Source organism: Yersinia sp. 2540 StPb PI (assembly GCF_052217165.1).
GTDB classification, from domain to species: Bacteria; Pseudomonadota; Gammaproteobacteria; order Enterobacterales; family Enterobacteriaceae; genus Yersinia; species Yersinia enterocolitica_E.
In genome coordinates, this window is sequence record NZ_JAZGQC010000001.1 from 3,759,468 (window position 1) to 3,785,347 (window position 25,880).

A 25,880-nucleotide genomic window follows, 5' to 3' on the forward strand; every position below is an offset into this window, starting at 1 on the left:
GCTAATCTTTATCGATACGACTGGCTACAGCACCTTGTTGACCACGATATTTTGCGTCCTGACGGCTGTTATAAGGGCGCGCTGCCGGGCCGGAGAGTGGTTCAAAACTCAGCGCGCCAATTAACATCCCTGGGCGTAGCGCCAATGGCAGCTTACCTGAATTATAGAACTCCAGCACAATCCTGCCTTGCCAACCCGGATCTATACGGTGTGCGGTAACATGCACCATTAATCCAAGGCGAGCTAATGAGGAACGACCATCAAGCCAGCCGACCAAGTCATCAGGGATTGTCACCGACTCCAGTGTCACTGCCAGCGCCAACTCCCCTGGATGCAGGAAGAATGCCTCTCCTTCCGGCAGATTGATTTCATCGCTCATGACTCGTTCCAGCGCTTCGCTGACTTCATCCTTCGGACCGCTTAAGTCAATAAATGCCGCCGTGTGACCATTGAATACACGGAATTGGTTGCCTAAGCGAACATCGACTGTGGCACCATTGATACGTTCTACCGGTGGGCGAGGATCAATACCTAATTTACCGCTGTCCAGCCAGGCTTCTATGTCACGATCGCACAGTCTCATTGCTAAAATCCCCATCAAAATTCGCATGTTACAGCTTATCTACTACGCAAGCTGCCATATTAAGAAGCAAAGGTCCAGACGAACATTACTCAAAGAACTGACTGATTTTCGCTTTTAGAATATCGATCGCAATTCGGTTCTTACCACCGCGAGGAACGATAATGTCAGCATATTGTTTGGATGGTTCTATAAATTGCAGAAACATTGGACGCACAGTCTTCTGATATTGCGCCATCACAGAGTCCATCGAACGACCACGCTCATTAACATCACGCTTCATACGGCGCATCAGGCAGATATCCAGCGGGGTATCAACAAAGATCGAGAAATTCATCTCCTGACGCAGACGGATATCGGTCAACAACAAGATCCCTTCCAAAATAATCACTTTTTTGGGTTCTAAATGGACGGTTTCTTTTTTGCGGGTGTGCTCAGTGTAACTGTAAAGCGGCAGTTCAATCGACCGGCCTGCTTTCAACGATTGCAAATGCTCCAGCAATAAGTTGTGATCCATGGCACTGGGATGGTCATAGTTGGTTTTGACCCGCTCTTCCATTGACAGATGACTCTGGTCTTTGTAATAACCATCCTCAGGGATAACGCCGATATGTTGGTCACCTACCTGCTCGCGTAATTCGCGATACAGCGTGCTGGCGATAAGACTTTTTCCGGAGGCTGAGGCACCCGCTATCCCGATAATGACGCACTGGTGTGCTTTGTCAGTCATAAAATTAAAGACCTGATTACGAAGTGTGAGGGGAGACAAAGCACGCTAGGTGCTTCGAGCGCGGCAATTATAAGGAGTTAGCGGGTTTGATGCCAGCACTATACCCTGCGTCTTTGACGCCGCAGGGTATAATTTTGCGTCTTTGACGCCGCAGGGGTGTTAGCGGCTGTTACACCGCGCGGAATGAGATTTCCGTTGGGATAGCTTCCCCTTGCCAGTACATCTCTGCCGCCACATTTGATGCCAGTTGGCGATAGATATCAGCAAATTCACTGTCAGGGTGGCTAATAACCGTTGGTTCGCCGCGATCAAGATCTTCGCGCAAAGAAATATGCAATGGAATTTGGCCCAACAGTTTGCAATGGTACTTCTGCGCCAGTTTCTCCGCCCCGCCGGTGCCGAAAATAGGCTCCAAATGGCCGCAATTGCTGCAAATATGCATGCTCATATTTTCAATAATACCCAACACTGGCACATGCACTTTCTCAAACATCACAATGCCTTTCATGGCATCGATTAAGGCAATGTCTTGTGGCGTTGTCACCACCAATGCTCCCGTCACCGGGATATTTTGCGACAGCGTCAACTGGATATCACCGGTACCCGGTGGCATATCAATCACCAAATAATCCAAGTCCGGCCATAAGGTGTCTTGCAGCATCTGCATCAATGCCTTACTGGCCATCGGGCCGCGCCACACCATAGCGTTCTCATCAGTGACCAGATAACCAATCGAGTTAGTCGCCAGACCGTGAGCCATGATCGGTGCCATATGCTTGCCGTCAGGGGACGTTGGCCGCTGATTCATGGTTCCAAGCATATTGGGAATGGAAGGGCCATAAATATCGGCATCCAGAATGCCGACTTTGGCCCCCTCTTCCGCCAATGCCAGTGCCAGATTAACGGCGGTACTGGATTTCCCCACACCACCTTTACCCGAACTGACAGCCACAATATTACGCACGCCTTTGATACCCGGCTGATCATTGGCACGTTTGAGCGTGGTGATATTATGTGACAGCTTCCAATCAATAGCTTTAGCACCAGTCACTGCCAGCAATTCCCCGCTGACCGACTCTTTCAATGCATCAAAACCATATTGCCAAGCAAACGGCATCACCAGCTCGATATGCAACACATTGTCCAATAAGGCGCAATGGTGGATAGCACGCAGGGTATGGAGATCCTTTTGCAAGGTTGGGTGAGTAAAGGCCGTAAGAACCTTTGAAATTTGTGATTGCAGCAGGTCAGGGGTGGTCTGCTCGGGGGATTTTGGGCTCATCCCGGCTCCTTGAATTTATCGTTATTAACCAATGATAGTGTACCAGAACTCAGTTGCCCCTGTGTCACCAAAGTAAACCGATTATGACTTAAGGCAAAGTGCGGGTTGCCTTACCCTAGCGGCAAGCCAGCATATCGGTTAACATCAAAGACCCTTTAATCGACATAAAGAAAGCAATTTCCCACTATGGCTCAAGTCGCGAAAAAAATATTGGTGACGTCCGCGCTACCATACGCTAACGGTTCTATACATCTCGGCCACATGCTCGAGCACATCCAGGCAGATATCTGGGTCCGTTTCCAGCGAATGCGCGGCAACCAGGTTCATTTTATCTGTGCAGATGATGCCCACGGCACCCCGATCATGCTGAAAGCTCAGCAACTGGGTATCGAACCAGAGCAGATGATTGCCGAAATGAGCCAGGAACACCAACAGGATTTCGCCGGTTTCGCTATCAGTTATGATAACTATCACTCCACTCACAGTGATGAAAACCGTGAACTGTCGAGCCTGATATACAGCCGTCTGAAAGCAAACGGTTATATCAAGAATCGCACCATTTCTCAGCTCTATGACCCTGAGAAAGGCATGTTCCTGCCCGATCGTTTTGTCAAAGGCACCTGTCCGAAGTGTAAAGCGCCAGATCAATATGGCGATAACTGTGAAGTGTGTGGCGCAACCTACAGCCCGACTGAACTTATCAGCCCAAAATCGGCGGTTTCTGGTGCGACTCCGGTGATGCGCGAATCTGAACATTTCTTCTTCGACCTGCCGGCCTTCAGCGATATGTTGCAAGCCTGGACGCGTTCTGGTGCGCTGCAAGAGCAAGTTGCGAACAAAATGCAGGAATGGTTTGAGTCTGGCCTACAACAGTGGGATATCACCCGTGATGCGCCCTACTTCGGTTTTGAAGTGCCGGATGCGCCAGGTAAATATTTCTATGTCTGGCTGGATGCCCCAATCGGCTATATGGGGTCGTTTAAGAATCTGTGCGACAAGCGCGGCGATCTGGACTTTGATGAGTTCTGGCGTGAAGGTTCTGAAACCGATCTTTATCACTTTATTGGTAAAGACATTGTTTACTTCCATAGCCTGTTTTGGCCTGCCATGTTGGAAGGCAGCAATTTCCGCAAACCGACCAATATCTTTGTTCATGGTTATGTCACGGTAAACGGCGCGAAAATGTCGAAATCACGCGGCACATTCATTAAAGCCAGCACCTACCTGCAACACTTTGATGCTGATTGCTTGCGTTATTACTACGCCGCGAAACTCTCTTCACGCATTGATGATATTGATTTAAATCTGGAAGATTTTGTCCAGCGTGTTAATACCGATATCGTCAATAAAGTTGTGAATCTGGCTTCGCGTAATGCAGGTTTTATCAATAAACGCTTTGACGGTAAATTAGCCGACCAGTTGGCAGATCCGGTGCTGTATAAAACCTTCACTGATGCGGCTATCAGCATTGCAGATGCCTATAACAGCCGCGAATCAGGCAAAGCTATCCGTGAAATCATGGCACTGGCTGATATTGCCAATCGTTATGTTGATGAACAAGCCCCGTGGGTGATAGCGAAAGAGGAAGGTCGCGATGCCGACCTACAAGCGGTTTGCTCCTTGGGTATCAATCTGTTCCGCGTACTGATGACTTACCTGAAACCGGTATTGCCATCGCTGACTGAACGTACTGAGGCTTTCCTCAATACCGAACTGACGTGGGATAGCATTCAACAACCGCTGTTAGGCCATCAGATCAATACCTTTAAAGCCCTGTTCAATCGTATCGATTTAGATAAAGTTAACGAAATGGTTACTTCGTCTAAAGCGGATATGGCACCAACAGTGGTAGCCACCGGGCCATTAGCTGACTCTCCGATTCAGGAAACCATCAGTTTTGATGATTTTGCTAAAGTGGATATGCGTATTGCGCTGATTCAGCAGGCAGAATTTGTTGAAGGCTCTGATAAGTTATTGAAATTGACTTTGGATATCGGCGGCCAAACTCGCCAGGTCTTCTCTGGCATCCGTTCTGCCTATCCTGACCCGAAAGTATTGGAAGGCCGATTGACCATGATGGTGGCTAACCTGGCACCACGCAAAATGCGCTTCGGTCTTTCAGAAGGTATGGTGATGGCAGCAGGCCCTGGCGGTAAAGATATCTTCCTGCTTAGCCCAGACAGTGGTGCCCAACCCGGCATGCAAGTGAAATGATTTGATGTATGACAGAGTTCTCTGACGAAAGTGGTTGTCAGGGAATAACTAAATTGTCAGGAAATAGCAAAAATGCCGGTCAGGGGAAACCCAACCGGCATTTTTTATCGCACAATGTTGGTAATGGTGGACAACCGCTCCCGTTGCCATGCCTCCAACCAAAACAGCATATTAATAAATAAGCTTAATGAGAAAATAAGAAACAGAATACTGTCCAGCAAGGAAACCTTAATTAGCGCATTAATAATAATATTCTTATGATGTTTCATCTCGACAAAACCTGATGCGAAAAACCAAAATACGCCGATGACGCCTAATAAATTTAACATCACAACCGGCCAATGCCACCTTGCCAGTAAAAAGAAAATCCACGACAGTAACATCAGGGAAATAACGGCATCATCCAGTTCAAATAATAGAAAGAAACTTATATATAATGCACTAAAGCAAGCAATAGTGAGACCAAACGGATACTCTTCCGGTATAACAGCAGCAAATTGTTTTTTTCGCTCACAATCTGGCAGTTTCACATTATAAATATTGATAAATATCAGATACAGTAAAAATAAATCTGATAAGAATGAGGTAACTGTATTGTGTATAACCATTTCAATAATGGGGAAAAGATGAAAAACCAACCAATAAGGCGTCAGATTTTGGTAGGTTAACCGATTGTAGCAAGGCAGCAATAAGACTAATGAGTAGACTGCGGGGAAAACCTGAATCGATAAAGACAAGAGTTCATCTGCTAAATCAGGAAATAGTATCATTATTAAAAAAATGAGTACCGTTAATGCTAATAAATAGCGAATAAATAGAAATAAAAACTCACTGCGTGACAGATAAAAATAGATATTCTTATAGGTAAAACAGCACAAACTCAGTTGTGTTCTATCAGCACTCTCCTGCCTGAATTTATATAGACTGCTAACTTTTTCCATAGTGACTTTAATCCTTTAAATATCATTAACTTTAACATTACAAAACCTATCTATATTATGGAATTGAACCTCTATTATTGATTACTACACATTTTCATTAGGGTCTCAGTACTGAGCAAACAACGAAATAAAAAATTAATCCTAATAAAAATAAGGAATACTCATCGTCAGAATAAACCATTGCAATAGAAAGGTTATTAAGCCTATTTCCTCGCAGCATAATAATCCATTCGCCCTATTTTGCTGCTTATTTAAGCCATCCAAACTAAAAGATATAACCCAATCCAAAAATTCATAACAAAGTTAATTCCTAATCAAAATAGTTATGGTTATGATGCTGTACAGCAGCGAATAGACGTCTAGACACAAAGATAGCCATAACAACGACAACAACACTCACTTTGCATAACTTATCGACACCATGACGGAGTTTCGGATGAAAAAAATTGCTTCCCCTTTGCTGGCCCTGAGCCTACTGACAGCACTGCCGGTATTCGCAGCGGACACCGCCACGGTAGCCCCGATCCCAGATGCTATCGCCAAACATCCAGGGCAGATTAAAATTGCCGTGATCCGTAACCTGGGATCTGATGACAACACCACTCAGTTTTTGTCCGGTGTATTAAAAGAAGGTAAAAAGCTCGGTTTCAAAGTCGATACCTTCTTGAGCAATGGTGACGACGCCCGTTTTCAAGACTTTGTGAATCAGGCCATCAGCCAAAAATATGACGGCATCATTCTCTCTCAGGGGCGTGACCCGTACTCAACCGAACTGGTCAAACGGATTGCAGCCAGCGGTATTGCGGTATCGGTGTTCGATACCGCTATTCAGGGCGAGATTCCCGGCCTGACCGTCACTCAGCAGGATGATGCATCCCTGACCAATGAATCCTTTGGTCAATTGGTCAAAGACTTCAACGGTAAAGCCAATATCATCAAGCTTTGGGTTGCCGGTTTCCCACCGATGGAACGTCGCCAGGCCGCTTATCAGGCACTGCTAAAACAGAATCCGGGTATTCATGAACTGGAGTCTATCGGAGCCGTGTCTTCTGATGTGCAGGGTGATACCGCCAATAAAGTCGGTGCCGTATTGGCAAAATATCCGAAAGGCAAAATCGATGCAATCTGGGGAACTTGGGATGCCTTTACTCAAGGCGCTTATAAAGCCTTACAGGAAAATGGCCGTACCGAGATCAAACTCTACAGCATTGATATATCGAATCAGGATTTACAACTGATGCGTGAAGCCAATAGCCCATGGAAAGTCAGTGTTGCCGTCGATCCTAAACTGATTGGAGCCGTTAACTTGCGTTTGGTCGCCAAGAAGATTGCTGGGGAAGAGACGCCTGCCAGTTATGAGTTCCGTGCTGCATCCATTCCACAAGCCTTGCTGGCCAGTCAACCCGGCGCGGTTAACGTGGCAGGCTTGAGTAAAATCATTCCGGGCTGGGGCCAATCTGATGATTTCAACTCACCCTGGTTTGCCACCCTTGCCGCCAAAAACGGCCAGTAAATCTAACCGATTGGGAGTGAAATAGATGGCAGCGCAAGCTTCCTTGCCACAACCCGAATACAGCCGCAATATGCGGCTGATTGGCCATAGCAATCAGGGCGGAAAACCCGACGGTGTACAGGTAATGGTGCACCGTGGCTACGCCTATGTCGGCCATATGGTATCGCAAGGGGTATCAATTATTGATGTGCGGGATGCAAAAAATCCGCGCCCGGCAGGTTTTATCGCCGCCCCCCCCAATACCTGGAACGTACACTTACAAGTCCATGATGACCTGCTGCTGGTGATTAACGCACGCGACCTGTTTGCCGACGCCAGTTTTGCGCAAGAGAAAGTCTATTACACTCGCTCCGTAGCACAAACCGTCAGTACCCGGCAGGAAGGTCGCAGTTGGAGTGCCGGTTTACGTATTTTTGATATTTCGATACCGGATAGACCGCGTGAAATTAGCTTCCTGCCGCTTGATGGTATTGGTATTCATCGCATCTGGTATGTTGGCGGCCGCTGGGCTTATGTTTCTGCATTGCTGGATGGCTACAGTGATTATATTTTCCTGACCATTGATCTGGCTGACCCGCAAAAACCACTGGTGGCGGGGCGTTATGCTTTACCCGGCATGCATACTGCGGCGGGTGAGCAACCAAGCTGGCCAGAAGGCAAACGTTACGCATTGCATCATGCCATTATCAGCGGTGATACAGCCTATGGCAGTTGGCGCGATGGTGGCCTGACCCTGCTGGATGTCTCTGACCGGCATGAGCCGAAACTGATAAGCCATCGCAACTGGAGCCCTCCCTTTGGCGGCGGCACCCATACTGCACTCCCATTGCCAGACCGCGACCTATTAGTGGTGCTGGATGAGGCGGTGCTGGATAATCAGGAAGATGGTGAAAAGCATATTTGGCTGTTCGATATTCGTGCGCCAAGCAATCCGGTGAGTATCTCAACTTTTCCGGTACCTGGTGAGCGAGATTACGTCTCAAAAGGGGCGCATTTCGGCCCGCACAATCTGCATGAGAACCGCCCAGGCAGCTTTATCAGTTCGTCACTGATTTTTGCTACCTATCAAAATGCCGGAGTGCGCGCTTACGACATCAGTAACCCATACCAACCGAAGGAAACCGGTGCATTAGTGCCTGCAGCCCCGGAAAAAATGGTGGATAAACGCCCTGGTCGGCCACAAGTTATTCAGTCATGTGATGTGTTTGTTGATGCACAAGGGCTTATCTACAGCACCGATTATAACGCTGGGCTGTCAATCATCGAATATTTAGGTTAATTATCCTCTTCGTCCTTGACGTTACTGCTATGTTAGCGGTAACGCCCATGACCTTGGCGATATCAATTAATGGCAGATCGATTCAGGTCGATCTGCTGCTTACAAAAATTTTTCCTCCCTCCCCCTCTTTTTATCGCCGCAATAGTCTAATGTAGTTGGTTGAGCCACTGTCGTAGCGCTGTGCGAGTCATTCTTTTTATTAGAAATAATCCGCATAGATATATCTTATTATCCAAATAATTAAAAAAGAAAATACCATGAAAGGATTTCCATCACGTGTCACTAATTTATTGATTGCTTCGCTGGTCCTGACTATTGGGCGAGCTATCACCCTGCCCTTTATAACTATCTATTTGGCTGAGCATTTTCAGTTGGCTCCCGATAAAGTCGGGCTGGTGTTAGGGGCAAGTTTGACGCTAGGTATTTTCACTAGCCTATATGGTGGCTATCTGGTGGACAAATTCAATAAAAAGCTATTGATTTTGCTAGCAATAAGTCTGTTTTCTGCCACGTTTTTTACTTTGCCATGGATTGAGCATCCGGCCTGGATCATTCTGATTTTGGCGCTGCTGCATTCGGCCTACTCGGTTTACAGTATCGCGCTCAAAGCCTGCTTTGCTGATTGGCTGCCAGTAAATGAACGTATTAAAGCCTTTTCAGCTAACTACACACTGGTCAATGTCGGCTGGGCGGTGGGGCCGGCGATGGGGGTTTTGGTGGTTGGTTTTGGCTCACAATTGCCTTTTATCATTTCGGGGGTATTGGCGTTGCTGGTCGCGGTGGCGTTGAAATTCAGAATAAGCAGTACCGATATGTTAGCAACAGAACATTCAGCTAGCGAATCAGTACCGGATTTCCGCCAAACATTTACTATCTTACGTTGTGATAAACGGCTGATTTATTTCACCCTCGGCAGCATGCTCAGTGCTATTGTCTTTGGCCAATTCTCGGGTTATTTATCTCAATATCTGATTACGGTGTCAGATGCTAAATTTGCCTATCAGGTGATCGGGGCAGTAATGACCGTTAATGCAACTATTGTGATTACCCTGCAATACTTATTAAGTCGCCGTATGAATCAGCAGAACTTAATGCGCTGGCTGATGTTTGGCACCCTGTTCTTTATCATTGGCCTACTCGGATTTATGGCGGCTCAAGATTCAATTCCACTATGGATGCTGGCAATGGCGATTTTCTCATTGGGCGAAATTATTGTTATCCCAGTCGAATACTTGTTTATCGATTTTATTGCTCCAGCGAATCTCAAAGGCAGTTACTATGGGGTACAAAATCTCGGTCAATTAGGCGGAGCCATTAATCCGGTACTTTGTGGCTTCTTGCTAGCCTGGGCCGCACCGCAGATGATGTTCTATATGCTGATTATCGCGGCTATTTTGGGGCTGGCATTTTTCTATCGTGGCTATCGATTGGCTAAGACGCAGTCGGCTCAACCCCATCAGGTATCAGAACATACCCAATAGTCGCCCAAATGCAGCAAGGAGGGCTGCGAATAAGTTATGTGTAGTAGCAAATCAACACGCTCACAGTTTGATACATGATGAGTCTATTATTCATAGTGTGACAGCTAGCACATAATCAAACTTAATTGTATGATGAATGCACTCCGTAACTCAGGACCTTTTCTATGCGCAATGTGACTTCACTTTGCTGGCAGTACCTGCGGGCTTTCGCCATTATTTATCTGTGCTTATGGGCGGGTAAAGCACTGGCCTTGTTGCTGCCTATCACCATCCCTGGCAGTATCATTGGGATGCTGATTCTATTTGCTCTGCTGGCATCCCAGATATTGCCTTCAACCTGGGTGAAACCCGGTTGCCACCTACTGATCCGTTATATGGCGCTGTTGTTTGTGCCGATTGGTGTCGGTGTGATGCAGTACTACGACCAACTGACTAAACAGTTTGGTCCCATCGTAGTTTCCTGCTTTGTCAGCACCCTAATTGTCATGCTGGTGGTAGCTTACAGTTCTCATTATGTTCACCGCGAACGCAAAGTCATTGGTTCTCCTACCCATACCGAGGACGACAAATGATCAGCAATTTATGGTGGTCACTGCCACTCACCTTAATCGTATTCTTTGGTGCGCGTCGTTTAGCCCGCTGGCTGAAAATGCCACTGCTTAACCCATTATTGATATCGATGGTTGTTATCATTCCATTGCTGCTGGTCACGCATATGCCCTATGCCAACTATTTTGCTGGCAGCAAAGTATTGAATGATTTACTGCAACCCGCCGTGGTGGCGCTAGCTTTCCCGCTATATGAACAATTGCATCAAATTCGCGCCCGCTGGAAATCCATTATCAGTATCTGTTTTATTGGCAGTATTACCGCCATGGTCAGTGGTACGGCGGTCGCCCTGTGGATGGGAGCAACCCCGGAGATTGCGGCTTCGGTATTGCCTAAATCTGTCACCACACCTATTGCCATGGCCGTCGCTGAGTCTATCCATGGCTTACCCGCCATCAGCGCAGTATGCGTCATTTTTGTCGGTATTCTGGGTGCGGTATTTGGCCATAGCTTGCTAAATTTATTAAAGATAACCACTAAGGCCTCGCGAGGTTTAGCCATGGGTACCGCCTCCCATGCACTGGGCACCGCCCGTTGTGCTGAAATGGACTTTCAGGAAGGCGCATTTAGCTCACTGGCACTGGTAATCTGCGGGATTATCACTTCACTGTTGGCTCCTTTCCTATTCCCGGTGTTACTCCATTTGTTCGGCTAATGGCGTGAGACCCTGGCGCGCAAACGCACATCAGGGTCTACAGTAACAAGGTGAAATAGCGTCCGTTTTCAGGTTTAAATTTGAGATACATCTCTCATTTGAGATTTTACTTGCATCGATTTCATTAGTAATGAGACCTCAATCACATCAAGAAGCCCCTAAGCTGCCTAAAATAGTTTCCCGTTACTCTTGGAGAGACTCCCTATGCAAGCACGTTTTCATGCCCCTTGGGCTAAGCTACCCGCTTCACTGCAATCAGCACTTGAACCTATTCTGAGCGCAAACGATTTCCCTGCCATGTTGACAGCGAAGCAAGTGGAAACGGTAAAAAGCATCAGTGGGTTGGATGACAATGCGCTGGCATTCGCGTTGTTGCCGCTGGCTGCCGCGTGTGCGCTGGCGCCAATCTCTCATTTTATGGTTGGTGCTGTCGCTCAGGGGAGCAGCGGCAACCTCTATTTTGGCGCCAATATGGAGTTTAGCGGTGTACCGCTACAACAAACCATTCATGCCGAGCAGTGTGCGGTTACTCATGCCTGGTTACGCGGCGAAGCCAGCCTGGTCGCAATTACTGTTAATTACACTCCCTGTGGCCATTGCCGCCAGTTTATGAATGAGCTGAATAGCGGAACCGACCTGCATATCCATTTGCCGGGCCGCCCTGCCGCAACCCTGGGTCACTATTTGCCAGATTCTTTCGGCCCGAAAGATTTGGATATCACCACGCTGCTGATGGATCCGGTGTTTCATGGCTACACCGTGGCTGAAACCGATGCACTGACTCAGGCAGCCCTCGAAGGTGCGAACCACAGTCATGCCCCTTATAGCAATGCTCATAGCGGTGTTGCATTGGAAGCGGCTGATGGCGCTATCTATGTGGGCCGTTATGCAGAAAATGCCGCCTTCAACCCCAGCCTGCCACCGCTGCAAGCTGCATTGATCCTGACCAACATTACCGGTGGGGATTGCGCGGCCATTCGCCGTGCGGTGCTGATTGAGGGCAGTAATCCGACACTGACTCAGTGGGATGCCACACTGGCAACACTGGCAGCCTTGGGTTGCGATGATGTAAAACACGTGACATTTTTGCCGAAATAATACCCAACTAATCGGGGGTTACATGGCTAACCCCCGGTTATCACGCTAATCCTACCTATTCCCCTAAATAGCAGTGAAACTCATTCCCGCGTGTACGACCTGATCAATCATCTGGTATTCCAAGCCATAAGCCGGCCTGAGCGATGCCGATCATAGCACCAAGACCTCGCAACGAATGACGCCGGGTTCCAATAAACTGCTCAGCTAAATCTGCAAGTTAACTCGCACTTTTACCGATTACAGACATATTTAACTAACAAAAGCTGTACATATTCTTCTTATCTTTTAGGATCAGGGCAACAATTGCTATCAATACCCATAGTCATATAAGAGTAAAACTCATGGAACTTGAATACGAAAGTAAGCGCACCCTCTATATCCCCTACGCTGGTCCGATCCTGTTGGAATTCCCTCTCCTTAACAAAGGCAGCGCCTTTACTAATGATGAGCGCAACCACTTTAACTTACACGGATTGTTGCCTGAAGCGGTTGAAACTATTGAAGAACAAGCTGAGCGCGCTTACCGCCAGTATCAAGATTTTAAAAATGACGACGATAAGCATATCTATCTGCGCAATATTCAAGACACCAATGAGACTCTGTTTTACCGCCTGCTGGACGCCCATCTCAGCGAGATGATGCCAATTATCTACACGCCTACCGTTGGCGAGGCTTGTGAACACTTCTCTGATATCTATCGTCGTGCGCGTGGGTTATTTATCTCTTACCCAAACCGTGAACACATTGACGATATGTTACAAAACGCCACTAAACAGAACGTAAAAGTTATCGTGGTAACCGACGGTGAGCGTATTCTCGGCCTTGGCGATCAGGGCATTGGCGGCATGGGGATCCCCATTGGTAAATTGTCGCTGTATACCGCGTGCGGTGGTATCAGTCCAGCCTATACATTGCCGGTAGTGTTAGATGTCGGGACCAACAACCCGCAACGCCTGAATGACCCGCTGTATATGGGATGGCGTCATCCGCGTATTTCCGGTGATGAATATTATGCTTTTGTTGACGAATTCATTCAGGCGGTCAAACGCCGCTGGCCAAATGTGTTGTTGCAGTTTGAAGATTTTGCGCAGAACAATGCCACCCCGCTGCTGAACCGCTACCGTGACGAGCTATGTTGTTTCAATGATGATATTCAGGGTACCGCGGCGGTCACGCTGGGTAGCCTGATTGCTGCCAGCCATGCCGCAGGCAGCCAGTTACGCGACCAAACCGTCACCTTCCTCGGCGCCGGATCAGCAGGTTGCGGTATTGCTGAACAGATCATTGCACAGATGATTTCAGAAGGTTTGAGTGAAGATCAGGCCCGGGCGCGAGTCTTTATGGTTGACCGTTTTGGTCTGTTGACTGACAAACTACCTAACTTATTGGATTTCCAAAGTAAACTGGTGCAAAAGAGTGAGGCGCTACAAAGCTGGAATCTGGCCAGTGACTCAATTTCACTGCTGGATGTGGTGCGCAATGCTAAACCGACTGTGCTGATTGGTGTCTCAGGCCAGCCGGGGTTGTTTACTGAAGAGCTGATCCGCGAGATGCACCAGCACTGTCCACGGCCGATTGTAATGCCATTGTCTAACCCGACATCACGGGTTGAAGCACGGCCAGAAGACATTATTAACTGGACCGATGGTGCCGCATTGGTTGCCACGGGCAGCCCATTCTCACCGGTTAGTTACAAGGAGAAGCTGTATCCGATTGCACAATGCAATAACTCTTATATCTTCCCAGGGATTGGTTTGGGGGTGTTGGCATCGGGCGCCCGGCGGGTGACCGACGGTATGTTGATGGCAGCCAGCCGTGCATTGGCTGACTGTTCACCACTAGCATCGAACGGTGAAGGGGCATTGCTGCCGCGTATCGACGATATTCAGGCTGTGTCAAAGAGCATTGCAATGCAGGTGGGCAAAGCGGCGCAGTTGCAAGGTGTCGCCATTGTTACCTCAGAAGAAGCGCTGGCAAAAGCCATTGAGCATAACTATTGGCAGCCGCAGTACCGCACTTATAAGCGCACATCGTTCTAGTTATTATTCGGCCTGTACTTCGGTATGGGCCGAATAACGAATCCCCCTGTAGCTTCAAGGTCAAAGATAATACCCAAAGGCATTGGAGTTACAGCTAGCCGGCCAGTGAAATAATCCCGATGAGCTGACTCATGTCAGTGATTCGGGTTAGCACGCGCAGCCAACAACGCTGTAGCTTCAAGGACGAAGGGTATAAGGCTTGCGCCGCATGCGCAGGTAAAGTAGCCTTGCAAATATGACCAGTAGATTGAATGCATCAAAGGCCTGAGAATGTGGAAACGCCTGATTATTAGCTTGATTACCATCGTAGGGTTGCTGATGGTGACTGCTATTGCGCTCGATCGCTGGATTAGCTGGAAAACAGCCCCCTTTATCTATGATGAGCTACAAGACTTGCCCCACCGGCAGGTCGGTGTGGTCTTGGGTACAGCTAAATATTATCGCACTGGTGGTATTAATCAGTTTTATCAATACCGGATTCAAGGGGCGATAAACGCCTATAACAGTGGCAAAGTCAGTTATTTACTGCTCAGCGGTGATAATGCGCTGCAAAGTTATAATGAGCCGATGACCATGCGCCGCGACCTGATCGCCGCCGGTGTCGCCCCCGCTGATATCGTACTGGATTACGCGGGCTTCCGTACATTGGACTCCATCGTGCGCACCCGTAAGGTATTCGACACCAACGATTTTATTATCATTACCCAGCGCTTCCACTGCGAACGGGCACTGTTTATCGCCCTCCATATGGGGATTCAGGCGCAGTGTTTTGCCGTCCCGTCCCCCAAAGATATGCTCAATGTGCGAGTGCGTGAGATTTTTGCCCGTCTCGGCGCATTGACGGATCTCTATATTCTGAAACGCGAACCACGTTTTCTTGGGCCATTAATCCCTATCCCTGCGATACATGTGATCCCCGATGACGCACAAGGTTATCCGGCCGTCTCACCAGAACAATTGGTTGAACTGGAACACCGGCTGGCAGAAGAAAAGCAGAAAAATCCAGCACCAGCACCATGATTTTGAATTAGCTTTTGCTATTGGATTGGGTTTATCAAAGGTCAAGTGAGCTGTGAGGCACTAACTACCGAAATCTAACCCGATCCTGTTTTTAATAATACACCCGTCCGGTTAACCACTTTGCCCCAAGAATGCCCCTACATCACTCTCAACCTCCCCCATCTGCTGTAACAACTGCAAAGTTTCCAGCGCTTCCTCTTCATCCAGCCTGCTCATGGCAAACCCAACATGCACCAGCACCCAATGGCCGATTAATGCCAGACTGGCCTGCGAGTCGGCAGCCACCAGCATAATATTCACCGAACGCCGCACACCGCACACATCCACCCAGGCGGTACCGGGCTGAGTTTCATCCAGTGCGACAATTTGACCAGGGATACCTATACACATAGCCTGGCCTCTGCGTTATTCAATCGCCCAATTTCAGTTAAAAAAAGTAAACTCATTCCACCTCCAGTCGCTTAAGTATGACGCCATCATCAGATGCGCCGATGCGTAAATGGCTCCCGGCACACAATGGGCAACGTATCACTTTGCTACTCAGCAAATTAACCTGCTGCTGGCAATCAAAGCACCACACCTGTGACGGCTGCTGGCTAAGATGCAGCACACAACCTTCCGCCAGTGTGCCTCGGCATACCAACTCAAAACAGAACTCTAATGCCTGCGGTTCGACGCAGGAAAATGCGCCGGTTTCCAACCACACCCCGGTAATTCGCTGCGCGCCATGTAAGCGGGCCTGCTGTTCCATCATGGCAATAGCATGCTGGCACAAGGTTATTTCATGCATGACCGTGCTGCTCCTGTGGCGTATCCCTGACAATAGCGATGCAAAGAAGATGCCAGCCACGCGCTGATTTTCACCTGTGCGAAGAATCATCTAAACAGCTAATAAATAACACTATTACTTAGATATGGCCGCGACCAGATGATTAAGGTGAGCAATCACTGTCGAAGTGTCATTGATGAGCGGCGGTTTCGTCACTAATGTCGACACTTAACCACCGTAATTACGCCATTTTCACTGCCGTTTAAATCTCCGCTATTTACTCCCCCCGCCCCAATGCACAGCAGGCGTGCCTTCACCGCTCTTTTACAGCAGCAGCAGGCGTGCTGGCACAGAATATGCTTTGCAGCTTAGAAATGATTGCTATCAGCCTGACTGTCACCAGATTTTTGTCCCGGAGGGTATGGCTATGAACCGCTTTGTCATTGCGGAGTCAAGGCTTTGTATTGGATGCAATACCTGCATGGCTGCTTGCAGCCAGGTGCATAAAGCCAAGGGTTTACAACAGCACCCCAGATTGACCGTGATGCGAAATGCCACGGTCACAGCACCGATTCTCTGTCGCCACTGCGAGGATGCATGGTGCGCGCGAGTCTGTCCGGTCAATGCCATCACGTTGACCAATAACGCCGTTGAGTTGGATGAAACCACCTGCATCGGCTGCAAGCTCTGTGGTATCGCCTGCCCGTTTGGCGCAATTACGCCCGCGGGCAGTAAGCCATTAGCCGTACCGGAGAGCTTCCCTGAATATATTCCGATGACCGAGCTGTCTGATGTGCCATTCAGCCCAGCCAATATGAACCCATTCCTGGCCTGGACGGCCGGTGTTCGTGCCATTGCTGTGAAATGTGACTTATGTAGCTTCCAACCACAGGGACCGGAATGTGTACGGGTCTGCCCCACCAACGCGCTGATGTTGGTGGATGAACACAGCATCGAGCAAGCCAATCAGGCTAAACGGCTCGCTGCGGCCCGTGGGTTTGCCAACGACCTGCCCTTTATTACCGGGGACAGCTCGCCCACCCTCTCTCACGAGGAGCAGAAAAGATGATGAACTCTCTGGAGCTACTGTGGCTCTCCTTACTGCTCTATCTGGCTGGTGCACTACTTTCGCTGCTTTTGGCTCGTCGCGAAACGCTGGCGATTTATGCCGCAGGGCTGGCCTCATTGCTGGGTGGGGTCGCTGGCTTGTTTGCCGCCGCGCCAACCTTATTGGGGGGCGATATCATTACCTTTATCACCGCCGGACCCTTCCCCTTCGCGGCCTTCAGTCTGCGCCTTGATCCATTGGCGGCCTTTATGCTGATGGTCATTTCACTGCTGGTGGTGGTCACTTCGCTGTATTCACTGGCTTATGTGCAGGAATACAAAGGGCGTGGGGCGTGGGGAATGGGGGTATTTATGAACCTGTTCATCGCCTCGATGGTGGCACTGGTGGTGGTGGATAACGCCTTCTACTTTATTATTTTCTTTGAAATGATGTCATTGGCTTCCTACTTCCTGGTGATTTCCGATCAAGACGACGATGCTATCAGCGCCGGCCTACTCTACTTTCTGATTGCCCATGCCGGTTCCGTGTTAATCATGATTGCCTTCTTCTTATTGTACCGCCAGAGCGGCAGCCTGGAATTTGCCGCCTTCCGGCAGGTGCATCCAGAGCCGGTGATGGCTTCCGTTATCTTCCTGCTGGCTTTCTTCGGTTTTGGTGCCAAAGCCGGGATGCTGCCATTACATGGCTGGCTCCCACGCGCCCACCCCGCAGCCCCATCTCATGCCTCGGCCTTGATGTCCGGCGTGATGGTAAAAATTGGTATCTTCGGCATCATCAAGGTTGGTATCGATTTACTCGGTGCCAGCCAAATGTGGTGGGGAGTGGTGGTGCTGGCCTTTGGTGCGGTGTCATCGGTACTGGGAGTGCTGTATGCATTAGCCGAGCACGATATCAAACGGCTGCTGGCTTATCACACAGTTGAAAACATCGGCATTATTCTGATGGGCGTTGGGGTTGGCATGATAGGTATCGCGGGCCACCAGCCTATATTGGCCGCCCTTGGCCTACTGGGTGCACTCTACCATCTGCTTAACCATGCAGTATTCAAAGGGTTATTGTTCCTTGGCGCTGGCGCCGTTATCTACCGGGTGCACACCAAAGATATGGAAAAGATGGGTGGGTTGGCAAGGATGATGCCGTATACCGCACTGGCGTTTCTGGTGGGATGTATGGCAATTTCAGCGCTGCCACCCTTCAATGGTTTTGTCAGTGAATGGTTCACCTATCAATCGTTATTTACTATGACCAAAGATGGTGGATTTATTATTCGTCTGGCCGGACCGATTGCCATCGTCATGCTGGCAATTACCGGCGCGCTGGCGGCCATGTGCTTCGTTAAAGTCTACGGCATTAGCTTCTGCGGCCTGCCGCGCACGGAAAAAGCCGCACAGGCGCGGGAAGTGCCGTGGCCAATGACGGCAGCCATGCTGTTGCTGGCCCTGCTGTGCCTGGCATTGGGGATTGGTGCCACCCAGGTAGCACCGGTGATTGCCCGCATTGCCAGTAGCCTGATAGCGGTCCCTGCGGCACAGTCGTTACAGGTTGCACAAGGGGCGCTGTTGTTCCCACAACACAGTTCTCAAGCGATGCTGTCTACCCTCTACATCTTCTTCGGCTTATTAATCCTGCCATTGGTGATTTTACTGATAGCCAGTCTCTACAAAGGCAGCCGTCTGGCATTTCGCCATGGCGGTGACCCATGGGCCTGTGGTTATGCCTACGAACAAGCAATGACCGTCTCCGCCGGTGGTTTTACTCAACCCTTGCGGATGATGTTTGCCCCACTCTATCGAATACGCAAAACCCTCTCCCCCGCACCGATGATGCAACGTGCTCTTGAGCACTCGATCAGTGGTGCCGGGCGGGTAGAGCCGCTATGGGACGACAAAATTGTGGCCCCGCTTATTCGCCTGATCCAATGGCTCAGCCAGCGTATTCAATGGCTACAACAGGGTGATTTCCGCCTCTACTGTCTGTATGTGGTCGCCGCACTGGTTACCCTGCTGATAATCGCGGCTCTTTAAGGAGACGAGCAATGCCAACTACTGATATGCCCGCGGTCTCTATGATTGCCTTCGCCATTGGGCAGGCGCTTTTCATGCTGGCGCTGGCACCATTGATGTCGGGTATTTCGCGCATGGTAAAAGCCCGCATGCACTCACGCCGTGGGCCGGGCGTGCTACAAGACTATCGTGATTTAGCCAAACTGTTAAAACGTCAGGATGTAGCACCGGCGAATGCAGGCATCATCTTCCGTCTGATGCCTTATGTGTTATTAGGCAGCATGTTGCTGATTGCGATGGCGCTGCCCATTTTCACGCTGGCATCGCCATTTGGCGTGGCAGGAGACCTGATAGCCCTGCTTTATCTGTTCGCGCTGTTCCGCTTCTTCTTCTCACTGGCCGGTCTGGATAGCGGCAGCATCTTTGCCGGTATCGGTGCCAGCCGTGAGTTAACCCTTGGTGTGCTGGTGGAACCGACACTGATTCTGTCGCTACTGGTAGTGGGGTTAATCGCCGGTTCGACCAATATCGGCACCATCAGTACTGCACTTTCGACCGGCCACTGGCAATCGCCGACCGCAACCGCGCTGGCGTTACTGGCCTGTGGTTTCGCCGTGTTTATCGAGATGGGCAAAATCCCGTTTGATGTCGCCGAAGCGGAGCAAGAGTTACAAGAAGGGCCGCTAACCGAATACTCAGGTGCCGCGCTGGGTCTGGTCAAATGGGGCATCAGCCTGAAACAAGTGGTGGTGGCACAACTGTTCCTCGCCGTGTTTATCCCGTTCGGCAAGCTGGCAGTACTCACTGGATTTGGCCTGCTGTGGGCGCTACTGGCCTGCATTATCAAGCTGGTGGTGGTGTTTGTACTGGCCTCCATCGTGGAAAACAGTATCGCCCGTGGGCGCTTCCTGTTGACCTCCCGTGTTACCTGGCTGGGGTTTGGTGTTGCTGCCTTGTCCCTGGTTTTCTATCTCACCGGTCTTTAAGGAGCTAATAAACCCATCATGGAGAACATGGCTCTTATGAATATCGCCCTAATGAACATCGCCATTGCGACCATTCTGGTCCCATTTGCCGGTGCCATCCTCACGGCCTGCTTGCCACAGCAATGGGCGAAATGGTCCTGTACTTTCTTTTCACTACTGGCAACCCTCGGAACCCTGTTGCTGGCCTATATCTACTTAAGTGGCGGGAAGATTGATGTCACGGTTGATCTGATTCACTACGGCGATATGGCGCTGTTTGGCCTGACTATCGACCGCATCAGTACCTTGATTGCTTTCGCCGTCGTCTTTCTTGGGCTGTTGGTCAGTATCTATTCTACCGGTTATCTGACCCTGGATAATCGCGAGCATCCGCACGAAGGCACTAACCGCTACTACGCCCTGTTGCTGGTATTTATCGGTGCAATGGCCGGGTTGGTATTGTCATCCACTCTGCTGGGTCAGTTGTTCTTCTTTGAAATCACCGGCGGTTGTTCGTGGGGATTAATTGGTTACTACCAGAGTCAGAAGTCACTGCGCTCGGCACTGAAAGCGCTGCTGGTAACCCATGTTGCGGCTATCGGTCTGTATCTGGCGGCCGCAGTGTTGCTGGTTAATACCGGCACCTTTGCCCTAACGGCACTGGCGCAATTGGACAACAGCACCAAAATCATGGTGCTCGGTGGCATCCTGTTTGCCGCTTGGGGGAAATCCGCCCAGTTGCCACTGCATATCTGGTTACCGGATGCGATGGAAGCCCCGACGCCGGTCAGTTCATACCTGCACGCCGCTTCTATGGTCAAGGTGGGGGTTTATATCTTTGCCCGCGCTATTTATTCCGCTGGCGATGTACCACAAATAATTGGCACCGTGGGCATGGTGATGGCGGTGATTACACTGATCTATGGCTTCTTTATGTATCTGCCACAAAAAGATATGAAGCGGCTGCTGGCCTACTCCACCATCACCCAGTTGTCTTACATCTTCTTCGCTCTGTCGTTGGCTATCTATGGCTCAAAAATGGCCTTTGATGGCGGCATTGCCTACATCTTTAACCATGCGTTTGCCAAGAGTCTGTTCTTCTTAGTGGCTGGTGCGCTGAGCTATAGCTGCGGTACCCGTATGTTACCCAAACTCAAAGGCATCATGGGCAAAATGCCACTGCTGGGGGTGGGGTTCTGTGTCGCCGCACTGGCGATCACTGGGGTTCCGCCTTTTAATGGCTTCTTCAGCAAATTTCCTATTTTTGCCGCCGGCTTCTCGCTCTCTCACGAACATTGGCTACTGATACCCCTGCTGGTGCTGGCGCTACTTGAATCGGTAGCGAGCTTTGGCTGGTTCCTCTACTGGTTCGGACAGACCGTCCCCGGTAAGCCATCACCAGAGGTCGCCTGCGCCAAACCGCTGCCACTGGCGATGCAGGGGGTATTGGTGATTCTGGTGATTATGTCGGTGTGCTCAAGCTTTATTGCTGTCGCCTGGCTCGGATAAGGGAGTAGAAAATGACCGGAACACTTCTTGTCAACAATTTGGTCGTAAATAATCTCGCAGGGCTGCTGATCATTACCTCACTACTGGTAATCATCGCCAAGAAACCCGCCACTTCGGCACTGCTTTATGCCTTGCAGTCACTGGTACTGGTGCTTATTTTTCTGGTGCTGGCTGAAACCTTGGGTGCCCACGAGTTGTACCTGTGGTCGCTGAGTGCCTTTGTCACCAAGGTGGTGCTGGTGCCGTGGATTATGTATCGCGCTTTTCGCCAAATGGACGATCCCAAAGCCAATGGCGGCATCATTGGTACCGCCAGCCTGATTTTTATCGCCGCCATCATTATCTTGCTGAGCTACTTCGTGGTTGAACCGGTGCAACTGCCCATGGTCAGCGCACTGAAACCGGCTCTGGCCGTCTCATTGGGGCATTTCCTGATTGGACTGCTGTGTATCGTCACCCAACGCAATATTCTGAAAAATATCTTTGGCTATTGCCTGATGGAGAACGGGGCTCATCTGATGCTGGCGCTGCTGGCCTTCCGCGCACCGGAATTGGTCGAGATTGGCGTTGCCACCGATGCCATCTTCGCGGTGATTGTGATGACGCTAATGGCGCGCAAGATTTACCGCACGCTGCACACGCTGGATGTTAAACAACTGACGGCGCTAAAGGGGTAATGAAATGAGTAATACTGACCTGCTGTTGTTGCTGCTGGCGATACCTCTAATAGCCTCATTGCTCGCGTTCGCTTGCCGGGCGTTAGGCAGTGCCGCACGGATGGCAACCACTTGGGTGCATTTTACCGGCATCACTGTGTTGCTAGTGGTGGCGCTGACGGTAGTGTGTCGGGTTGCGCTGGGCGGGGAGATTCTGGCGGCACATAATTGGCTGCATATCGATAGTCTCAGCGCGCTGTTCCTCGCTATTCTGGGCATTATCGGCTTTATCACTGGCCTTTACTCCCTTGGCTATATGCGCCATGAAGTGAATAATGGCGAAATCACGGTTGGCACGCTGTGCAACTACTACGGTTTCTTCCATCTGTTCCTGTTCACCATGCTGTTGGTGGTCACCAGTAATAACCTGATCCTGATGTGGGTTGGTATTGAAGCCACTACCCTCAGCTCAGCCTTTTTGGTGGGATTATACGGGCAGCGCTCCTCACTGGAGGCGGCGTGGAAGTACATTATTATCTGTACCGTCGGTGTGGCATTCGGGCTGTACGGCACGGTGCTGGTATATGCCAATGCCGCGAATGTGTTGGCAGATCCGGGCAGTGCTATCTTCTGGACCGTGGTTTCTGAACACGCTAAAGAGTTGGACCCCAGCCTGATGCATCTGGCGTTTGTCTTTATCCTGATTGGCTTCGGTACCAAAACCGGGCTGTTCCCAATGCATTCGTGGCTACCGGATGCCCACAGTGAAGCCCCTAGCCCCACCAGTGCCCTGTTATCCGCCGTACTGCTTAACTGCGCCCTGCTGGTTATCATCCGTTACTACATCATTATCAGCGCCGCCATCGGGCCACATTTCCCACAAATGCTGCTGTTGGTGTTCGGCATGATGTCGGTTGCAGTATCCGCCTTCTTTATTCTGGCCCAGCGCGATATGAAGCGTTTACTGGCCTATTCCAGCGTCGAGAATATGGGGTTAATTGCGGTGGCGCTGGGCATTGGTGGCCCGCTAGGTGTGCTGGCAGCACTGTTCCACACCTTGAATCACAGTCTGGCTAAGACCTTGCTGTTCTGTGGTTCCGGCAATGTGTTATTGAAATACGGCACGCGGGATATGGGCGCGATTAAAGGCATTATCCGCGTCGCACCGCTGACTGCGGTGTTACTGGCTGGTGGCGCATTAGCGCTGGCCGGGATGCCGCCGTTTAACGTGTTTATCAGTGAATTTATGGTGGTGGCTGCCGCGATTAACGCCGGCCATATTTGGCTGGTTATCGTCCTGCTCTTGCTACTAACACTGGTACTGGCCGGATTGGTACGCATGATAGCCAACACCGTGTTGGGAACACCACCGGCAGCGGTCAGCAAAGGCGAACTGGGTATTCTGACCACCGCGCCGATGGCGATACTGTTGCTGTTGATGCTGTTGCTTGGCGTGCATATTCCGGCTCCAGTGACCCGTTTATTGACCGATGCGGCACAAATTGTTCTCAATAACGATGGCAGTGAGCCAACCCAGCAACAATTTATGCTGCCGTGGCAGCACCTCTCTCCACCGCAACCCGTAACTCAGCCCATTCCATCCGTTGCACAGAGCCATAGTGCGGTGCAACTAACCCCGAATCGTCAGGAGATGTAACGTGACTCGCGAAACCCCTATTTCAGCTATTCCGGGTTCAGGTCAGCCGGTGTCAAGCCATCCACACAGCGGTGAAAAGCTGGGTGCGGCCTATGTAGCCCGCCTGCGTGAACAATTTCCTGCGGCGATTTTAGATGAAGAGTGGCAAACCCCTGATCAACTGACCATTACCATCAAACTAAATAGCCTGCCCGATGTGGTAGAGCACCTTTATTATCAACAAGGTGGCTGGTTGTCGGTGCTGTTTGGTAATGATGAACGCAGCCTGAATGGCTATTTTGCCATTTACTATGTGCTGTCGATGGAAGGCCGTGAACAATATGGCGAAGAGACCGGTAAGCAGTATGGCGATAAGTGCTGGGTGATTGTCAAAGCACTTATCAGCCCCGAACGACCGGAGTTCCCGTCAGTCACACCTCGGGTACCTGCCGCCGTCTGGGGCGAGCGTGAAGTACGCGATATGTATGGTCTGCAACCGGTTGGTCTGCCTGATGAGCGCCGTTTAGTGCTGCCCGATGATTGGCCAGATGACCTCTATCCGCTGCGCAAAGACACCATGGACTATCGCCAGCGCCCCACGCCCACCAGCGATACGGAAACCTATCAGTTTGAAAACGAAGCAGGTAGCAGTAGCCGGGTGGTGCCTATTGGCCCAATGCATATTACCTCTGACGAACCGGGTCACTTCCGGCTGTTTGTCGACGGCGAAGATATTATTGATGCCGATTACCGCCTGTTCTATGTCCATCGCGGCATGGAAAAACTGGCTGAAACTCGCATGGGTTACAACGACGTTACCTTCCTGTCAGATCGCATCTGCGGCATTTGTGGCTTCACCCACAGCGTGGCCTACACCTCTTCCATTGAAAATGCTTTGGGCATTATCGTGCCGCCTCGGGCACAGATGATCCGCACCATTTTGCTTGAAGTGGAGCGGCTGCACAGCCATCTGCTCAATATCGGTTTGTCTTGTCACTTTGTTGGTTTCGATACCGGTTTTATGCAGTTCTTCCGCGTGCGTGAAAAAGCGATGACGATTGCAGAGATGCTCACTGGCGCACGTAAAACCTATGGTCTGAATCTGATTGGTGGCGTCCGCCGCGATATCCTGAAAGCTGATCGCATCAAAACGCTGCAATTGGTCTCGGAGATGCGTGCCGATATCGGCCAGTTAGTGGATATGTTAATGAGCACCGCCAATATCGAACAACGCACCGTGGGGGTGGGCCTGCTGGATCGCAAAATCGCCCGCGATTTCAGCCCGGTCGGCCCAATGATCCGCGCCAGTGGCTATGCGCGTGATATGCGCCATGACCACAGCTACGCCAACTATGCCAATGTGCCCAAAGAGTTGTTTACCCTCGATGGCTGCGATGTCCACTCCCGCCTGCTGGTGCGGGTGCGCGAGTTCTTTGACTCGCTGGTAATGATTGAATATGGCCTGAACCATATGCCTGGCGGGCCGCTGCTGGAAGAAAAAGTCAATTACCAACCTTACAAGTTCGCCCTCGGGTTCTCGGAAGCACCGCGTGGCGAAGATGTGCATTGGAGCATGACCGGCGACAACCAGAAGCTGTTCCGCTGGCGCTGCCGTGCGGCAACTTACGCCAATTGGCCGGTGCTGCGTTATATGTTGCGCGGCAATACCGTCTCTGATGCGCCACTGATTATCGGCAGCCTCGATCCCTGCTACTCCTGTACTGACCGGGTCACGCTGGTGGATGTGCGCAAGCAAAAATCCGTCACTGTGCCGTACAAAGAGATCGAGCGTTATGGCATTGAGCGCACCCATTCGCCGCTCAAATAGAGGG

Annotated in this window: 22 protein-coding genes; 16 read left to right on the plus strand and 6 right to left on the minus strand. The window is 50.3% G+C overall.

The window, feature by feature from the left end; translation table 11 throughout:
• Nucleotide 1: 1 nt before the first annotated feature.
• The 3 genes from dcd to apbC all read right to left on the minus strand — a co-directional run bounded on the left by dcd (nt 2) and on the right by apbC (nt 2,592).
• Nucleotides 2-583 carry a dCTP deaminase gene (gene dcd / locus V1956_RS17500; protein WP_032906849.1) on the minus strand — a complete coding sequence of 194 codons (582 nt, stop codon included), beginning with the start codon at nt 581-583 and terminating at the stop codon, nt 2-4.
• Nucleotides 584-668: 85 nt separating this feature from the next.
• The gene (gene udk / locus V1956_RS17505) at nt 669-1,310 is read right to left on the minus strand and encodes a uridine kinase (protein ID WP_083159353.1); all 642 of its coding nucleotides are present in this window, start codon (nt 1,308-1,310) and stop codon (nt 669-671) included.
• A gap of 169 nt (nt 1,311-1,479) precedes the next feature.
• Nucleotides 1,480-2,592 (minus strand): iron-sulfur cluster carrier protein ApbC, encoded by a 1,113-nt coding sequence (apbC, locus tag V1956_RS17510; RefSeq protein ID WP_083159354.1) that lies wholly within the window; start codon nt 2,590-2,592, stop codon nt 1,480-1,482.
• Nucleotides 2,593-2,778: 186 nt separating this feature from the next.
• Between apbC and metG the strand changes: the two genes are divergently transcribed.
• Entirely contained in the window at nt 2,779-4,806 is a 2,028-nt protein-coding gene (metG, locus tag V1956_RS17515; protein ID WP_442825421.1) for a methionine--tRNA ligase, read from the plus strand.
• Between the two features lie 104 nt (nt 4,807-4,910).
• On the opposite strand, the gene V1956_RS17520 is transcribed toward metG, so the two are convergent.
• A complete protein-coding gene (locus V1956_RS17520; RefSeq protein ID WP_442825422.1) occupies nt 4,911-5,747 on the minus strand; it encodes a hypothetical protein in 837 nt (278 codons plus the stop codon).
• 436 nt (nt 5,748-6,183) lie between these two features.
• On the opposite strand from V1956_RS17520, the gene V1956_RS17525 reads away from it, so the two are divergent.
• The 8 genes from V1956_RS17525 to sanA all read left to right on the plus strand — a co-directional run bounded on the left by V1956_RS17525 (nt 6,184) and on the right by sanA (nt 15,441).
• Entirely contained in the window at nt 6,184-7,260 is a 1,077-nt protein-coding gene (locus V1956_RS17525; protein ID WP_193784687.1) for a sugar ABC transporter substrate-binding protein, read from the plus strand.
• A gap of 25 nt (nt 7,261-7,285) precedes the next feature.
• A complete protein-coding gene (locus tag V1956_RS17530) occupies nt 7,286-8,539 on the plus strand; it encodes an LVIVD repeat-containing protein (RefSeq protein ID WP_442825423.1) in 1,254 nt (417 codons plus the stop codon).
• Between the two features lie 257 nt (nt 8,540-8,796).
• Nucleotides 8,797-10,020 carry an MFS transporter gene (locus tag V1956_RS17535; RefSeq protein ID WP_083159359.1) on the plus strand — a complete coding sequence of 408 codons (1,224 nt, stop codon included), beginning with the start codon at nt 8,797-8,799 and terminating at the stop codon, nt 10,018-10,020.
• A 164-nt stretch (nt 10,021-10,184) separates the two neighbouring features.
• Nucleotides 10,185-10,592 carry a CidA/LrgA family protein gene (locus V1956_RS17540; RefSeq protein WP_005187673.1) on the plus strand — a complete coding sequence of 136 codons (408 nt, stop codon included), beginning with the start codon at nt 10,185-10,187 and terminating at the stop codon, nt 10,590-10,592.
• The gene (locus tag V1956_RS17545) at nt 10,589-11,284 is read left to right on the plus strand and encodes a CidB/LrgB family autolysis modulator (RefSeq protein ID WP_032906846.1); all 696 of its coding nucleotides are present in this window, start codon (nt 10,589-10,591) and stop codon (nt 11,282-11,284) included. Before V1956_RS17540 ends, V1956_RS17545 begins: the two co-directional genes overlap by 4 nt.
• Nucleotides 11,285-11,488: 204 nt before the next feature.
• Nucleotides 11,489-12,382, plus strand: coding sequence for a cytidine deaminase (gene cdd / locus V1956_RS17550; RefSeq protein WP_420072313.1), 894 nt, complete (start codon nt 11,489-11,491; stop codon nt 12,380-12,382).
• A 341-nt stretch (nt 12,383-12,723) separates the two neighbouring features.
• Nucleotides 12,724-14,421, plus strand: a complete 1,698-nt coding sequence (locus V1956_RS17555; RefSeq protein WP_372558454.1) for an NAD-dependent malic enzyme — start codon at nt 12,724-12,726, stop codon at nt 14,419-14,421.
• A 270-nt stretch (nt 14,422-14,691) separates the two neighbouring features.
• Nucleotides 14,692-15,441, plus strand: coding sequence for an outer membrane permeability protein SanA (gene sanA, locus V1956_RS17560; protein ID WP_420071640.1), 750 nt, complete (start codon nt 14,692-14,694; stop codon nt 15,439-15,441).
• 111 nt (nt 15,442-15,552) lie between these two features.
• On the opposite strand, the gene V1956_RS17565 is transcribed toward sanA, so the two are convergent.
• Nucleotides 15,553-15,831 carry a HypC/HybG/HupF family hydrogenase formation chaperone gene (locus V1956_RS17565; RefSeq protein ID WP_372558452.1) on the minus strand — a complete coding sequence of 93 codons (279 nt, stop codon included), beginning with the start codon at nt 15,829-15,831 and terminating at the stop codon, nt 15,553-15,555.
• Nucleotides 15,832-15,883: 52 nt separating this feature from the next.
• Nucleotides 15,884-16,231 (minus strand): hydrogenase maturation nickel metallochaperone HypA, encoded by a 348-nt coding sequence (gene hypA, locus V1956_RS17570; RefSeq protein WP_083159365.1) that lies wholly within the window; start codon nt 16,229-16,231, stop codon nt 15,884-15,886.
• Nucleotides 16,232-16,637: 406 nt separating this feature from the next.
• Here hypA and V1956_RS17575 point away from each other — a divergent pair, with 406 nt between their 5' ends.
• The 7 genes from V1956_RS17575 to V1956_RS17605 are packed head-to-tail and all read left to right on the plus strand — an operon-like array spanning nt 16,638 to nt 25,876.
• Nucleotides 16,638-17,279 (plus strand): 4Fe-4S dicluster domain-containing protein, encoded by a 642-nt coding sequence (locus V1956_RS17575; RefSeq protein WP_420071639.1) that lies wholly within the window; start codon nt 16,638-16,640, stop codon nt 17,277-17,279.
• On the plus strand, nt 17,276-19,303 hold the full coding sequence (gene hyfB / locus V1956_RS17580) for a hydrogenase 4 subunit B (protein ID WP_442825424.1): 2,028 nt from the start codon (nt 17,276-17,278) through the stop codon (nt 19,301-19,303). The genes V1956_RS17575 and hyfB overlap by 4 nt, the downstream gene beginning before the upstream one ends.
• 11 nt (nt 19,304-19,314) lie before the next feature.
• A complete protein-coding gene (locus V1956_RS17585; RefSeq protein WP_083159367.1) occupies nt 19,315-20,268 on the plus strand; it encodes a respiratory chain complex I subunit 1 family protein in 954 nt (317 codons plus the stop codon).
• 36 nt (nt 20,269-20,304) lie between these two features.
• Nucleotides 20,305-21,756, plus strand: a complete 1,452-nt coding sequence (locus tag V1956_RS17590; RefSeq protein WP_442825827.1) for a hydrogenase 4 subunit D — start codon at nt 20,305-20,307, stop codon at nt 21,754-21,756.
• An 11-nt stretch (nt 21,757-21,767) separates the two neighbouring features.
• A complete protein-coding gene (gene hyfE / locus V1956_RS17595) occupies nt 21,768-22,433 on the plus strand; it encodes a hydrogenase 4 membrane subunit (RefSeq protein WP_083159369.1) in 666 nt (221 codons plus the stop codon).
• A gap of 4 nt (nt 22,434-22,437) precedes the next feature.
• Complete coding sequence (locus V1956_RS17600) at nt 22,438-24,069, plus strand: hydrogenase 4 subunit F (protein WP_420071636.1); 1,632 nt, start codon at nt 22,438-22,440, stop codon at nt 24,067-24,069.
• Nucleotide 24,070: 1 nt separating this feature from the next.
• Nucleotides 24,071-25,876 (plus strand): hydrogenase large subunit, encoded by a 1,806-nt coding sequence (locus V1956_RS17605; protein WP_083159372.1) that lies wholly within the window; start codon nt 24,071-24,073, stop codon nt 25,874-25,876.
• Nucleotides 25,877-25,880: the final 4 nt, after the last annotated feature.